Raw genomic sequence first — 13,742 nt, 5'->3', positions numbered from 1 at the left:
TATGAAAAAAATACTGACGCTTTTTTTACTGCTTTCGGCCCTTCAAAATTTCGCACAAATCAAAGGAACGGTGACCGACCAGAACGGCCAGCCGCTGCCTTTTGTTTCGGTCTACATCGAAAATTCGTATTCTTCGACCACCACCAACGAGCAAGGACAATACGAAATGACAACCAAAAGCCGCGACAAGCATTTCATCATCTTCAAATATTTGGGTTACAAGACGCAACGCGTCCGTTTCGTGATCGAGAACTTTACGCAGGAACTCAACATCAAGATGGAGGAAGAAATCATCACGATCAGCGAGGTCGTGATCGATAAGAAAGCCAATCCAGCCGATGGGATCATCCGCCATGCGATCGATTCGAAAAAAGACAATTCGGAGAAAACGGCCAAATACAGCGCAGACTTCTATTCGCGCGGGATTTTCCGCATCAAGGACGCGCCCAAAAAAATCCTCGGACAGAAATTCGACTTCTTTGACGAAGTGCTCGATTCGACGCGCAGCGGGATTTTGTACCTTTCGGAAACGGTCTCCAAGATCAACTTCCAAAAACCCGACAAACTCAAGGAAACCATTATCGCCTCTAAGGTGAGCGGCAACGACAACGGCTTTAGTTTCAACAATGCGGCTTCGGCCAATTTTGATTTCTACGACAATTACATTCCGTTCCAGGTCAATGTGGTTTCGCCGATTGCCGACAATGCGTTCAATTATTACCGTTACAAACTCGAAGGTACTTTTTTCGACAACGGCCAGCAGATCAATAAAATCAAGGTTAACCCGAGACGCACCTCAGAACCGGCCGTGGAAGGTTACATTTACATCGTCGACGACAGTTGGGCGATTTACGCCACCGACCTCAGCATCAAAGGCGAACAGATGCAGATGCCTGCGCTCAACGAACTCATGCTCAAGCAAAGCTACCTATACAACGACCGCAACAAAATCTGGGTCAAGAACACACAGACACTCGATTTTGTCGCCGGGATTTTCGGGATCAAATTGTCGGGACGGTTTACTTATGTGTACAACAATTATGTCTTTGAGCCGAATTTCGACAAGAAAACCTTTGGCGCCGAAGTTCTTTCGTTCGAAAAGGAAGCCAACAAAAAAGACAAACTGTATTGGGATTCGTTTCGTCCGGTACCGTTGACCAATGAGGAAACCAACGACTATTTCAAGAAGGACATGCTGCAAATCAGCAAGAAATCGCAAAAATACCTCGACTCGATCGATGCCAAGAGCAATAAATTTGGGGTGCTGGACCCTATTACAGGTTATACGTACAAGAATTCGTACCGCAAATGGGAACTGGGCTATGATGGCCTGTTGCGCGGGCTTGGCTTCAACACCGTCCAGGGGTTCAATTTCACCACAGGTCTTTCGTTTACGCGCCGCGATGAGGACACGCGCACCTGGTCGATCCTCAAGACTACTTTCAATTATGGCTTGGCCGAAAAGAAATTGCGCGGAACGGCGAGCTATGTGAACCGTTTCAACAACCAAAATTACAGTGAATTCAGGATTTCGGGCGGAAGTTCGGTGGCGCAGTTCAACCCCGAAGACCCGATCAGCCGCGTCGTCAATTCGATTGCGACCTTATTCTTCAAGGACAATTACATGAAATTGTACGAACGCAACTTCGTCAAGGCATCGTTCGGGCGCGAAGTGGTCAACGGATTGGTGATGAGCGCCATGATCGACTATTCCGAACGCAAACCGTTGTGGAACAATTCCGACCGCATCATCATCCAGGATCACAGCGACGCTTACACTTTGAACAACCCGTTGTTGCCTTATGACTTTGTGACGCCCGCCATCGTCAAACACAATCTCGTCAAGGGAACGATTACCGCCAAAATGACTTTCGGACAGCAATATTGGACACGCCCCGACGGCAAGTTCAACCTGCGCAACGACAAATATCCGGTGGTGTACCTCGGTTATGAAAAGGGATTTGCAGGCAACGAAAGCCAGTACAATTTTGACCACCTCAATGCACGCATGACCTATGATGTGACGCTCGGCAACAAAGGCAACCTGGCGATGAACGTCAAGGCCGGGAAGTTCTTCAATGCCGATGGCATCTCCTTTGTCGATTACAAACATTTCAACGGCAACCAGACCCACATCGGGCAAGCCGACCGTTACCTCAACGTGTTCAATTTGTTGCCGTATTACAGTTCGAGCACCAACGATTCGTATTTCGAGGCGCATGCCGAACACGACGACCAGGGTTATATCATGAACAAGATTCCGTTGCTCAGCAAATTGCGTTCGACCTTGGTTTTGGGGTACCACAATTTGTCGGTGCCGGACCGCAAACCCTACCACGAAGCTTCGGTCGGGTTGGACAATCTGGGTTTTGGCAAGTTCCGTTTCTTCCGTGTGGATTATGTGCATTCGTACCAAGGCCGTACCCATTCCGATGGCGTGGTGTTTGGCATCAAGCTGCTTAATGTACTCGACTAAATACTTTTTGACGAGAAAATGCGTTTAACCGTGATGAAGCGTGCTGCCCTATTTTTTATGCTTGGCTTAGCCCTGGTGGTTTTGGTATTGTTTGTCCTGACGTACAAGAATACCGAAATCCCAAAATCGGAATGCCATACCGCCATGGGAATCGTATCGAACATCCGCGAAGGCGGCGTTCAGGATGTGGTTTTTGAACTTGAGGGCAAACAACAACAATCCTATTATATCAATCGCGGGGTCTATTATGGGTTTGACATTCCGACTTTGGAAAAACAATTGCTCGCCGCAGAAGTTACGATTTACTATGCCGATGGTTGGTCGCTTTTCGACCTGCTGGGCTCCAAATGCAAACACATCCGCGAAATACGGAACGGCAATTGGATCATCTATAGCGAATTTTAAACCGACTTCTGTCGGTTTTTTTATGTCTTAAAATTTGTACGAAAATTTTTCATTCTTGTACAATTTTTTTAAGTTATAGACGTTAGTAAAATAATTTTATTGTTTAACCAAACAAATTGAACTATGCCTATACCAATTGAATCTTTTGACACCATAGACGACCTCGAAAATTATGTAATTCCCTACGGAACGGATATCAATCCATATACTGCAAACATTGTATTCTATGTAAAGAATTATAGCCAACCCAATGATGGTGGCGGCGGATTTTTTTCTTATTACAATGACTCTCTTGAAACCGATCCCTTCACCGTTAATGGCGGGACAGTTTTGCAAGCTAAAGTTATTGAAACTGAGGGCGGAGAAGCGGTCAATAAAGGCAAATGGATCCGTAAAATAGACAGCTATATCAATATCCGCTTTTTTGGCGTTCAAGGTTCAGGCGACCCTTTAATTGACCACACTGACCAAATCCAAAAAGCGATCGATTACGCTGCCTATAATGTCCATAGGCATCTAAAGGGCAGCACCGTTTTCTTTCCGCGAGGCAAATATCGGGTCAATGGAACTTTATATTTAAAAGACGGCGTATCGCTTCTAGGTGAAACATTGGAACAAACCGAAATCCAGGCTACCTACGACAAAACCAATGATGGCTTTTTACTTGAAATGAAAGAAGGCATTGTTAGGGGATGTAATGTCTCCAATATTACTTTCTATGGCGGCATCCCACATTATGAAACAGATTTCCCCATACTGCCTGATGTAAGGACAAAAGGCGGCATGTATTTTAAAGCACTTCCTGCAGGAGAGGGAAAAGCGGGAGGAATGTGGAACTGCACCTTTAAGAATATACTGATTCACGGCTTTAACGGACATGGGCTCGTAATTGAGGATAACGAAACGAAGTATATGACACCCAATCAGCAAATCATCTTTGAAAATATGATTATCCAACGCCAAAAAGTAAATTCCTATTGCCTCTACATTAAAGCGCAGGCCGGACAACTTACTTTTATTAACGTAGGATTCGATGGAATCAAGTACAATGAAGATAAAGAGAACGATACGCTTGAAATCACAAAAGGCGTTAATGTGTTTTTAGAAGGAAACAAAAAATCTATTGGCCTTCAACCCGCTGTGATTTCATTTATCAATTCGACATTCCAATACAGCGAATACGGCGTATTGATGGAATTTTGCGAAAGCGTAACATTCGACACCTGTTGGTTTGAAATGCTCGATATGGCTGTAACGGCAAGAGACATTGATAATCCTGAACTTACCCCTAGTAGAGCTATTAACATTCTCAATTCCCGATTCGCCAATGCAGCCGGTTTCGGAAGCCTCAAAGTTACCAACCAGCATCTTGACCCGAAGGGCAGATGCATCACTTCGGAAAACTCCAGCATGAATGTGTATAACAATTATGTCACGGTTTCCATGCTTGCGCCTAAAAAGGGAGAATGTTATTCCCCTTTCGGGAAAGCATTTATTATGGGATTAGGAGAAAATTATGGAATCCGGACTACCGGAAATACTTTCCGTAACGATGAACTCGGATACAGTGTAGGAATCATGCAGTACGTGCAGATAAAACCAGACCCGGAGTTTCCCGTTCCGCCTCCAGATCCACCGGAATGTTACCTCAACCTGCGCGACAATAAAATCGTCATTGTGAATCCAGGCCCATGCGACGGCCTTGATGTGGAACGCATCATATGCTCGGTCAGTTCAGGGGAAATCATATCAATAAGGGCTCATGAAAGAGCGGTTACTTTCAATACCAGAAAAAATATTTTCCTGTCCAACCAATCTACACTCACCTTGAAGAACGGCGATATTGCCACCTTTATCAAGATTGATTACGCCGGAAATTTTGGACTTGAGGAAATATTCCAGCTCATCTCAGTACTTAAATCAACCTCTCCATTGTAATAAAAAAACCCGACTTTTTGGTCGGGTTCTTTTTTATCTGAAATTAAAAGTTTTAAGCGCGTACTATCTTAGCTCCTAAAGCCCGCAATCTTTCATCGATTCTTTCGTAACCACGGTCGATTTGCTCGATGTTTTGGATCGTACTGGTTCCTTTGGCCGAAAGCGCCGCGATCAATAACGAGATTCCTGCACGGATGTCTGGCGAAGACATCGTCGTGGCCTTGAGCTGCGATTGGAAATTGTGTCCCATCACGACAGCACGGTGCGGATCGCACAACATGATTTTTGCGCCCATGTCGATCAGTTTATCGACAAAGAACAAACGGCTTTCGAACATTTTCTGGTGGATCAACACGTCTCCGTCGGCTTGCGTGGCCACGACCAAAATAATGCTCAAAAGGTCGGGCGTAAATCCAGGCCATGGCGCATCGGCTACGGTCAGGATCGAACCGTCTATATCGGTTTTGATTTTATAGGTTTCGTGTGTCGGGATGTAGATGTCGTCGCCTTTTCTTTCGAGGGTGATGCCGAGCTTGCGGAACACATTCGGGATCACGCCGAGGTTTTCCCAGCTTACATTCTTGATCGTGATTTCACTGCGGGTCATTGCCGCCAAACCAATCCACGAACCGATTTCGATCATGTCCGGCAAAATTCTGTGCTCACATCCGCCGAGGCTTTCCACGCCCTCAATCGTCAATAAGTTCGACCCGACGCCCGTGATTTTGGCGCCCATCGAATTGAGCATCTTGCACAACTGTTGCAAATACGGTTCGCAGGCCGCGTTGTAAATCGTCGTCACGCCTTTGGCCAAAACGGCTGCCATGACAATGTTGGCCGTTCCAGTAACCGAAGCCTCGTCCAAAAGCATGTCGGTACCGACCAAACCTTCCTTGGTTTTTTCGACCCCGTAAAAATGGTCTTCGCGGTTGTAACGAAATTTCGCTCCGAGGTTGATGAACCCTTCAAAGTGTGTGTCCAATCTTCTGCGTCCGATCTTGTCGCCGCCCGGTTTCGGGATATAACCTTTGCCGTAACGTGCGAGCAACGGACCGACAATCATGATCGAACCGCGCAACGAACCGCCTTCTTTCTTGAACGCTTCGGTTTCGAGGTAATCGACATTGACGTTATCGGCCTGGAACGTGATCGAACCTTGGCCGTTTTTTTGGATCTTGACACCGAGGTTGCCCAGGAGCGTGATCAATTTATTGACATCGATGATGTCGGGAATATTGTTGATGGTGACTTTTTCTGGTGTCAGCAACACCGCGCATAAAATCTGTAATGCTTCATTCTTGGCGCCCTGCGGCGTGATTTCGCCTTTTAAACGGACACCGCCTTCAATTTTGAAAATGCTCATGTTTGTGGATATGCGTTAGATTTAAAAACTACTGTTGTTTTTTCTGGTTCTTGTGTTGCTTGTTCTTTTTCTGCTTTTGCTGGTTGTTGTTGTTATTGTTGCTGGGCATGTTGGCCTTGTTCGATGTTTTCTTGTTGGTGCGCATGAGTTCGGTCGTGTTGAGCAATTCCTCCGAACTCTGCAGCAAATCGATCTTGCCGCCCGACAATTCATACAAATGTTCAAAAATCACCGCATCGGTTACGGTGTCCTTGTTCCAGCTCAAATACGATTTCTTCATGTGGTTCGCGATGACCTTGATGAGTGCATCCTTGAGTTCGCCTTCCTCCCATCCGTTGGCCACATCGATCATGTACTTGATGTTGTTGCCATAGAAACGGTACCTCGGGTGGTTCTGCGGATAATTGAGCGCATCGGGACGCAACTGCAACACCTCACGCGACGGGATCGGATACGGCGACTCGACATCGATCTTGAAATCGCTCATGATGAACAACTGGTCCCACAGCTTGTGCTGGAAATCGGGCACATCGCGCAAATGCGGATTGAGGCTGCCCATGACCTGGATGATGTATTTGGCGGCCTTGTTGCGCTCGTCGCGGTCGGCAATCTCGGTCGCCTGGTCGATCAGCTTTTGCAGGTGACGGCCGTATTCGCGGATAATCAAGTTCGGGCGCTCCGAATTGTATTCGAGGTAATGCACCACATCGGCGGCTTTCTCTCTGGTATATTTTGGCGTCATAGTTATAAGGAAATTATGCCTTCAATGGTCGAAACCTCGAGGTATTTGTCGATCACCTGCTGCGAACTGTTCATCGTCACATTGACGGAAATACTCGTAAAATTCCCGTTCTTCGATTGCGTCGTCTTGATCACCGCGCCCATTTGGTTGAACGCCGCCTCGACCTGCGCAATCTTGTGCGAATCGCTCGGCACGATAAATTTATACAGGTATTCGGCAGGCCAGGCGTTGCTGTTGTCGAGTTCTTCCTTGAGCCTGATGTAAAATTCTTCGGTCTTCTTGTCCATTGTAAATAAAAAAGCAAATATACGCGAAAGGATTTTAGATTTAGGATTTTAGATTTAAGATTTCAGGAGGTTATAAACAGATTTTTGAGGAGCTGTTCCCGCTATCCGTTGCAATCTTTTTCGCTTTAGCTTACGCACAGCGAAAAAGGATTTCCACTACTATCGGGGCTAGGCATCCGAATTCTTTCACGTCTCCAAAAACTTTGCAACTCTGCAACTTTGTCACTTTGCAACTTTTACGTAAGTTTGCGCCTTATTTTCCAAACGTGCAAAAAGAGATTATCGTTATCATCGGCGGTCCCGGAACCGGAAAAACCACCATCATCGACGGATTGCTGGCCCAAGGCTACTGCTGCTATCCCGAAATCTCGCGCGAAGTCACGATGGAAGCCAAAAAACAGGGCATCGAACAACTGTTCCTCGAAAAGACCATTGCTGTTCAGCGAGTTGCTGCTCGAAGGCCGCAAGAAACAATTCCACAGCGCACTCAACGAACCGCATGAAAAGGTCTTCATCGACCGCGGCATCCCCGATGTGTTGGCCTATATGCATTACATCGGCGATTCCTATCCCGCTTTTTTCGATGCTGCTTGCAAGGAACACATCTACACCAAAATCTTTATCCTGCCGCCTTGGGAGGAAATTTACGTCAGCGATGAGGCACGGTACGAAAACTATGAGCAGGCCAAACTCATTTACGGCCATTTGACCGAAACCTACGAGAAATACGGGTACAATTTGATTGAAGTCCCGAAAGGCAGCGTGGAGGAGCGTATCGGCTTCATTTTAGGGCAACTGTCCTAAATTTCAACGTTCGACATTCGTTGTTCGATATTCGACATTAAATCCTTAATTTTATTTTGAATATCGAATGATGATTAACGAGTAACGAATTTTGAAGTTTTATACGCCATGCTAACCGCCCTCGAAATTTTACAAAAACACTGGAACCATTCCAGTTTTCGCGAACCGCAAAACGAAATCATCGATTCGGTTTTAAGCGGCAAAGACACTTTTGCGCTTTTGCCGACGGGCGGTGGAAAATCGATTTGTTTTCAAGTTCCCGCAATGATGATGCCCGGAATCTGCCTCGTCGTTTCGCCACTCGTCGCACTCATGAAAGACCAGGTCACCAATCTGCAGAAACGCGACATCAAGGCCATGGCTTTGACGGGTGGGATTTCGACCGATGAGATGAGCGATTTATTGGACAACGCCCAATTCGGAAACTACAAATTCCTGTACCTGTCGCCCGAACGTTTGCAATCGGAATGGATTGTAGACCGGCTCAAAAACCTGCCGATCAATTTGATTGCAGTGGACGAAGCGCATTGCGTGTCACAATGGGGACACGATTTTCGTCCGGCCTACCTCAAGATTGCGGTGCTCAAAACCCATTTTCCGAAAGTGCCGTTTTTGGCTTTGACCGCATCGGCTACGGATCGGGTAAAACAAGACATTATTGTGCAATTGCAGTTGGCCCAAGCTGCTGTTTTCCAAAAGTCGTTTGCACGGGACAACCTGGCCTACATGGTTTTTGACGTCGAGGACAAACTGTACCGCATCGAACAGATCTTGCGCAAAAACCCAGAACCGTCGATCATTTATGTGCGCAACCGCAAATCTTGCCTCGACGTATCTTCGCAACTGGGCGCACTCGGATTCAAAAGTACGTTTTACCACGGCGGATTGTCGACCAAGGAAAAAGACCAACACATGCAATTATGGATGAATGAACAGGTGCAGGTCATCGTGGCCACCAATGCGTTCGGAATGGGTATCGACAAGGCCAATGTCAAAACGGTCATTCACATCCAATTGCCCGAAAATCTCGAAAATTATTACCAGGAAGCTGGGCGGGCCGGCAGAAACGGCGAAAAAGCATTTGCGGTTTTGCTCCATGCTCCCTCCGATGTGATCCAGGCCGAAAACCAATTTCTTTCGGTGCTGCCAGACAAGAAATTCCTCAACGAGGTGTACATTAAATTGTGCAATTATTTCCAGATCGCGTATGGCGAAGGCATAGACGAACAGCATCCGTTCAACCTGAACCATTTTTGCACGAAATACCAATTTCCGCCTTTAAGGACTTACAATGCGTTGCAGTTTTTGGACCGGCAAGGCATCCTTTCGCTCTCTCAGGAATTCTCAGAGAAGATTACGCTGCAATTCCTGATCGAATCCAAAGAAGTGATCCGGTACATGAGCCTGAACCCCAACGACGAGGAAATCATGCTCGCGATTTTACGCACCTATCCCGGCATCTATGACATGCCGACGGCGTTCAACCAATCGTTGATTGCCAAAAAGTCGAACCGCAGTGAACAAGAAGTGCATCACGTACTGGAAAAACTGCGCGACCGCCACATCATCGATTACCAATCGCGCAACAACGATGCGGTATTGGTGTTCAATGAAATCCGCGAAGACGACAAGACCATCAACCGCGTCTCGAAATATTTGGACAACCAAAACCAACTCAAGGTGGCACAATTGCGTTCGGTGTTGGATTATGTCGCGAACAAAAACACTTGCAAAAGCCGATTGTTGCTGGGTTATTTCGGTGAAAACCAAACCAAGGATTGCGGTATCTGTTCGTATTGTATCTCCAGGAACAAAAAGCCCGATGTGCTTTCGCTGACCAAGGACGTCCTGGAACTGCTCAAGGCGGGCGCCAAGGATTCGCGTGAAATCGAAAAACTTTGCGCGCAAAACTTCGGCGTTGAGGGCAGCGATGTTATCTTTGCGCTGCAAATGCTGCTCGAGAACGAAATCATCGTGCTGCATCCGAACAACACTTATACCTTAAAAAATTAAATGGAAAAATTGCGCATTGTATTTATGGGAACGCCCGAATTTGCCGTCGGCATTCTCGACACGATTGTCCAAAACAACTACGAGGTCGTCGGCGTGATCACCGCTGCCGACAAACCGGCGGGTCGCGGGCAGAAGATCAAATATTCGGCAGTCAAGGAATATGCAAGGGAAAAAAACCTGCGCTTGTTGCAACCGGCCAACCTCAAAGACGAATCCTTTTTGGAAGAACTCCGGTCCTTGAACGCCAACCTTCAGGTGGTCGTGGCTTTCCGCATGCTTCCCAAAGTGGTTTGGGAGATGCCGAAATGGGGTACTTTCAACCTGCACGCATCGTTGCTTCCGAATTACCGCGGGGCGGCCCCGATCAATTGGGCGATCATCAACGGCGAAACGAAAACGGGCGTGACGACTTTCTTTATCGACGACAAAATCGATACCGGCGCGATGATTTTATCGGCGGCGACCGACATCAATCCCAACGAAAATGCGGGACAATTGCACGACCGATTGATGGAACTCGGAAGCCAGACCGTCATCGACACTTTGCAATTGATCGAAAAAGGAAAGGTCGAAACGACAATCCAAACCGATTCGGCGGAAATCAAGACCGCCTATAAGCTCAACAAAGACAATTGCAAGATCGACTGGACCAAACCGGCCAACGAAATTTACAACCTGATCCGCGGTCTGTCGCCTTATCCGGCGGCCTGGTGTCATATTAAGGACAAGGGACAGGAATGGAATGTCAAAATTTACAGCGCCGATGTGGTCAAAGAAACGCACGATTTTCCGGTCGGGAAATTGTTGGCGTCGAAAAAAGAAATCAAGATTGCGGTTTCGGACGGATTCATTCAATTGTTGGCTTTGCAATTCCCTGGAAAAAGCAAAATGGAAGCGCAACAATTGTTAAATGGAATGTCGTTTTCGGACGAAGCCAAAGCGTGCTGAAGTCGCGCCGGCTCTGATTTGGGACTATTTCCGACAAAAACAACTTACTTTATCAACAAAAACAACCATTTATCAACAAATCGATTAAAAACAACGCCCAAGTCTTGTCCAGTAAGGAATTCCTACTAAATTTGTTATATTAACTAAATGTTTAACCAACAATTAATAACTATTATTATGAACAAATCAGAATTAATCGATGCTATCGCTGCTGACGCAGGAATTTCAAAAGCAGCTGCAAAATCAGCTTTAGAATCATTCATGAACAATGTAGGTGGAACCTTGAAAAAAGGAGGAAGAGTATCTTTGGTAGGTTTCGGATCATGGTCAGTATCTAAGAGAGCTGCAAGAGACGGAAGAAACCCACAAACTGGAAAGACTATCAAAATCGCTGCTAAGAACGTTGTTAAGTTTAAGGCTGGTGCTGATTTAGAAGGAAACGTAAACTAATCAAAACGTTTACTTTACCATAAATAAAAGGGCTTCCCGAAACGGAAGTCCTTTTTTTATTGCCCTTTTTATTTGGTTTATTCGATTTTTTTGTTAAATTTATTTTAAAATTGCGAGAAGATGATTTCAGAAAAACTCAAAAAAGGTCATTTGCTCATTGCGGAGCCTTCGATAATTGGAGATTTGTCTTTCAACCGCTCCGTCATTTTACTGGCAGACCACAACGACGACGGGTCGGTCGGGTTCATCATCAACAAGCCGCTCAAATACACCATCAACGACTTGGTTCCCGACGTGGAGGCCAATTTCAAGATCTACAATGGTGGGCCGGTCGAACAGGACAATTTGTATTTCATCCACAACATTCCGGAACTCATCACCAACAGCGTCGAAATCTCGAACGGGATTTATTGGGGTGGCGATTTTGAACTGACCAAAACCTTAATCAACGAAGGGAAAATCAAGAAAGACAACATCCGTTTCTTTTTGGGTTATACCGGATGGGCAGCGCGCCAGCTCGAAAACGAAATGCAATCGAACTCTTGGATCGTGGCCGAAAACCTGTACCAGAACAAAATCATCGGCAAATCGACCACCGATTTCTGGAAAGAAAAGATCCTTGAACTCGGCGGCGACTACATCATCTGGTCGAACGCCCCCGAAAATCCACTGCTCAATTAACCCAAACGCAACTGCGCGTTGAGTCGCAGCAAAATACTTTCTGCAAAACCTTTGACAAATTCTTTTTTGCGGTAACGCGTAATCGGCTGGATTCCGATAATCACATTGGTCACGAACAACTCGTCGGCTTTTTGAAGATCAAACGGCGAAATCGATTCTTCGACCACTTCAATTTCCTCCATTTTTTTGGCGATGGCCAAAACCTGGCGTCGCATGACCCCATTGAGACAGCCGTCGGACACGGGTGGCGTCACCAATTTGTTTCCCGTCAGCATAAACAGGTTTCCGTTGAGCGCTTCGATGACATTCTTGGCATCGTTGAGCAGCAGGCAATTCTGCAATCCGTTTTCATTGGCAAAGATGCTTCCGGTGATGTTGATCAGGCGGTTGGTCGTCTTGATCGAGGACAACAATTGTTGCGTGACATAAAAATCTTTGTACAGATCGACTTCATACTCGTTTTGCCCGATGCGATAAAGCGGATTTTCCAACGATGTGGCTTCGACCACATATCCTATATTATTGTCGGTCGGCAAGTATTTCCCGCCGGGATTGCGAAAAACCGTCAAACGGACGCGGCCCGAATTGCTGCAATGATTGGCCTCGGCTGTTGACAGCAGTTGGGTTTCGAAGTACTCCATCGTAAAATCCATCGGGATTTCCATACGCACGATTCGCATACCCGACATGAGCCTAAAGTAATGGTCTTCAAGAAACAATACCTTGCCGTCGAGGACTTTTACGGTTTCGAAAATGCCATCGCCGTAGAGGAATCCGCGGTTGTTGGCCAATAAATGATCTGTGGAGGACACCATCGTCCCGTTGAAATTAACCATAAAAAATGCCCTGTTTAATGCAGGGCAAATATAAGTCGAATTAATAATATTCTAAACCGAACCGATGACATGTTTGAGATCGGAAATTTGGTTTTCCCACAACAGGGTCGCCTCGCTGATTTCGTCTTCCTGGGCAAAGTCGATGACCATCAAGGAAACGTCCTTGGTAATTTCGTCTTCGAGGATGCGCAGTTCAAAAAAGTAGTCGGTGTCTTTCTTGTCTTCGTCGATCCAGCGGAATTTGACTTTCTCGCCGGTCTTTTTAGAAGTAAGCCTGGCGTTTTCTTCGGTATCGTCCCAAATAAAAGTAAAGAATTCCCCACGGGAATTGACATTGTCGGCAAACCACTCTTGCAAACCAGAAGGCGTTGAGATGTACTGATACAATAATTGAGGCGAGGAATTAATGGGAAATTCCAGTTCGTAGCGTGCTTTAGGTTCCATTGGTAGCAAATAATTTTTGGGAAATATATAGAATATAAAACTTAAAAAAAAGCATTTATAAAAATAAAATTTTTTTCCACTTTTATATTTGCAACCTCTGATTTAAGTTTTATATTTGCACCCGCAATTAAGGTTGTACCAACGATTCGGCGAGGTAGCTCAGTTGGTTAGAGCGCAGGATTCATAACCCTGAGGTCGAGAGTTCAAATCTCTCTCTCGCTACGACAAAATCCCCTGACAAAATAGTCTGGGGTTTTTTTTTGTCTTCATTTGATTTGCCGTCCATTATACTTCACACAAAATTCCCATTTTCTTAATCCTTTTTCGGCCCATTTGGCAGTTTTTGCAAAAAACT

The 13,742-nt window shown here is 46.0% G+C and carries 12 protein-coding genes, 1 tRNA gene and 1 pseudogene; 9 read left to right on the top strand and 5 right to left on the bottom strand.

The features are described from left to right. Position 1: 1 nt before the first annotated feature. From QM717_RS04450 to QM717_RS04440, 3 genes are all read left to right on the top strand, one after another. Complete coding sequence (locus tag QM717_RS04450; protein ID WP_415035253.1) at positions 2-2,476, top strand: DUF5686 and carboxypeptidase regulatory-like domain-containing protein; 2,475 nt, start codon at positions 2-4, stop codon at positions 2,474-2,476. A gap of 57 nt (positions 2,477-2,533) precedes the next feature. Beyond that, the gene (locus QM717_RS04445; protein WP_415035251.1) at positions 2,534-2,881 is read left to right on the top strand and encodes a hypothetical protein; all 348 of its coding nucleotides are present in this window, start codon (positions 2,534-2,536) and stop codon (positions 2,879-2,881) included. Between the two features lie 123 nt (positions 2,882-3,004). After that, on the top strand, positions 3,005-4,819 hold the full coding sequence (locus tag QM717_RS04440) for a glycosyl hydrolase family 28-related protein (RefSeq protein WP_415035249.1): 1,815 nt from the start codon (positions 3,005-3,007) through the stop codon (positions 4,817-4,819). Positions 4,820-4,871: 52 nt separating this feature from the next. On the opposite strand, the gene murA is transcribed toward QM717_RS04440, so the two are convergent. The 3 genes from murA to QM717_RS04425 are packed head-to-tail and all read right to left on the bottom strand — an operon-like array spanning position 4,872 to position 7,211. Further along, positions 4,872-6,182 (bottom strand): UDP-N-acetylglucosamine 1-carboxyvinyltransferase, encoded by a 1,311-nt coding sequence (gene murA, locus QM717_RS04435; RefSeq protein WP_415035247.1) that lies wholly within the window; start codon positions 6,180-6,182, stop codon positions 4,872-4,874. Positions 6,183-6,210: 28 nt separating this feature from the next. Next, positions 6,211-6,924: a DUF4290 domain-containing protein gene (locus QM717_RS04430; RefSeq protein WP_415035245.1), complete on the bottom strand. Its 714-nt coding sequence runs from the start codon at positions 6,922-6,924 to the stop codon at positions 6,211-6,213. Between the two features lie 2 nt (positions 6,925-6,926). Next, a complete protein-coding gene (locus QM717_RS04425) occupies positions 6,927-7,211 on the bottom strand; it encodes a DUF493 family protein (RefSeq protein WP_415035243.1) in 285 nt (94 codons plus the stop codon). Between the two features lie 266 nt (positions 7,212-7,477). On the opposite strand from QM717_RS04425, the pseudogene QM717_RS04420 reads away from it, so the two are divergent. From QM717_RS04420 to QM717_RS04400, 5 genes and pseudogenes are all read left to right on the top strand, one after another. Continuing rightward, positions 7,478-8,015 (top strand): annotated as a pseudogene (locus QM717_RS04420) (AAA family ATPase). Between the two features lie 108 nt (positions 8,016-8,123). Further along, positions 8,124-10,028 (top strand): ATP-dependent DNA helicase RecQ, encoded by a 1,905-nt coding sequence (locus QM717_RS04415; protein WP_415035241.1) that lies wholly within the window; start codon positions 8,124-8,126, stop codon positions 10,026-10,028. After that, positions 10,029-10,976, top strand: coding sequence for a methionyl-tRNA formyltransferase (gene fmt, locus QM717_RS04410; RefSeq protein ID WP_415035239.1), 948 nt, complete (start codon positions 10,029-10,031; stop codon positions 10,974-10,976). Positions 10,977-11,153: 177 nt separating this feature from the next. After that, positions 11,154-11,426, top strand: a complete 273-nt coding sequence (locus tag QM717_RS04405) for an HU family DNA-binding protein (RefSeq protein WP_415035237.1) — start codon at positions 11,154-11,156, stop codon at positions 11,424-11,426. A 120-nt stretch (positions 11,427-11,546) separates the two neighbouring features. Next, a complete protein-coding gene (locus QM717_RS04400) occupies positions 11,547-12,107 on the top strand; it encodes a YqgE/AlgH family protein (protein ID WP_415035235.1) in 561 nt (186 codons plus the stop codon). Here QM717_RS04400 and QM717_RS04395 read toward each other — a convergent pair. Both QM717_RS04395 and QM717_RS04390 read right to left on the bottom strand, forming a co-directional pair. Further along, positions 12,104-12,943 carry an aminotransferase class IV gene (locus QM717_RS04395; protein ID WP_415035233.1) on the bottom strand — a complete coding sequence of 280 codons (840 nt, stop codon included), beginning with the start codon at positions 12,941-12,943 and terminating at the stop codon, positions 12,104-12,106. The two genes, QM717_RS04400 and QM717_RS04395, sit on opposite strands and share 4 nt — an antisense overlap. A 51-nt stretch (positions 12,944-12,994) precedes the next feature. Beyond that, positions 12,995-13,387, bottom strand: a complete 393-nt coding sequence (locus tag QM717_RS04390) for an START-like domain-containing protein (RefSeq protein WP_415035231.1) — start codon at positions 13,385-13,387, stop codon at positions 12,995-12,997. Between the two features lie 148 nt (positions 13,388-13,535). Here QM717_RS04390 and QM717_RS04385 point away from each other — a divergent pair. Further along, positions 13,536-13,609, top strand: a tRNA-Met gene (locus tag QM717_RS04385). The last annotated feature ends 133 nt before the right edge of the window (positions 13,610-13,742 follow it).

Source organism: Flavobacterium sp., from assembly GCF_047602195.1.
Classification (GTDB): Bacteria; Bacteroidota; Bacteroidia; order Flavobacteriales; family Flavobacteriaceae; genus Flavobacterium.
Note: the sequence above shows the minus strand (reverse complement) of the source record. Positions and strands in the feature narration are given on the sequence as shown.

What these genes read in the sequence shown, in the direction of transcription:
- QM717_RS04450 (WP_415035253.1), top strand. Translation starts at nt 2, where the DNA reads ATGAAAAAAATACTGACGCTTTTTTTACTGCTTTCGGCCCTTCAAAAT.
- QM717_RS04445 (WP_415035251.1), top strand. Translation starts at nt 2,534, where the DNA reads ATGCTTGGCTTAGCCCTGGTGGTTTTGGTATTGTTTGTCCTGACGTAC.
- QM717_RS04440 (WP_415035249.1), top strand. Translation starts at nt 3,005, where the DNA reads ATGCCTATACCAATTGAATCTTTTGACACCATAGACGACCTCGAAAAT.
- murA (WP_415035247.1), bottom strand. Translation starts at nt 6,182, where the DNA reads ATGAGCATTTTCAAAATTGAAGGCGGTGTCCGTTTAAAAGGCGAAATC.
- QM717_RS04430 (WP_415035245.1), bottom strand. Translation starts at nt 6,924, where the DNA reads ATGACGCCAAAATATACCAGAGAGAAAGCCGCCGATGTGGTGCATTAC.
- QM717_RS04425 (WP_415035243.1), bottom strand. Translation starts at nt 7,211, where the DNA reads ATGGACAAGAAGACCGAAGAATTTTACATCAGGCTCAAGGAAGAACTC.
- QM717_RS04415 (WP_415035241.1), top strand. Translation starts at nt 8,124, where the DNA reads ATGCTAACCGCCCTCGAAATTTTACAAAAACACTGGAACCATTCCAGT.
- fmt (WP_415035239.1), top strand. Translation starts at nt 10,029, where the DNA reads ATGGAAAAATTGCGCATTGTATTTATGGGAACGCCCGAATTTGCCGTC.
- QM717_RS04405 (WP_415035237.1), top strand. Translation starts at nt 11,154, where the DNA reads ATGAACAAATCAGAATTAATCGATGCTATCGCTGCTGACGCAGGAATT.
- QM717_RS04400 (WP_415035235.1), top strand. Translation starts at nt 11,547, where the DNA reads ATGATTTCAGAAAAACTCAAAAAAGGTCATTTGCTCATTGCGGAGCCT.
- QM717_RS04395 (WP_415035233.1), bottom strand. Translation starts at nt 12,943, where the DNA reads ATGGTTAATTTCAACGGGACGATGGTGTCCTCCACAGATCATTTATTG.
- QM717_RS04390 (WP_415035231.1), bottom strand. Translation starts at nt 13,387, where the DNA reads ATGGAACCTAAAGCACGCTACGAACTGGAATTTCCCATTAATTCCTCG.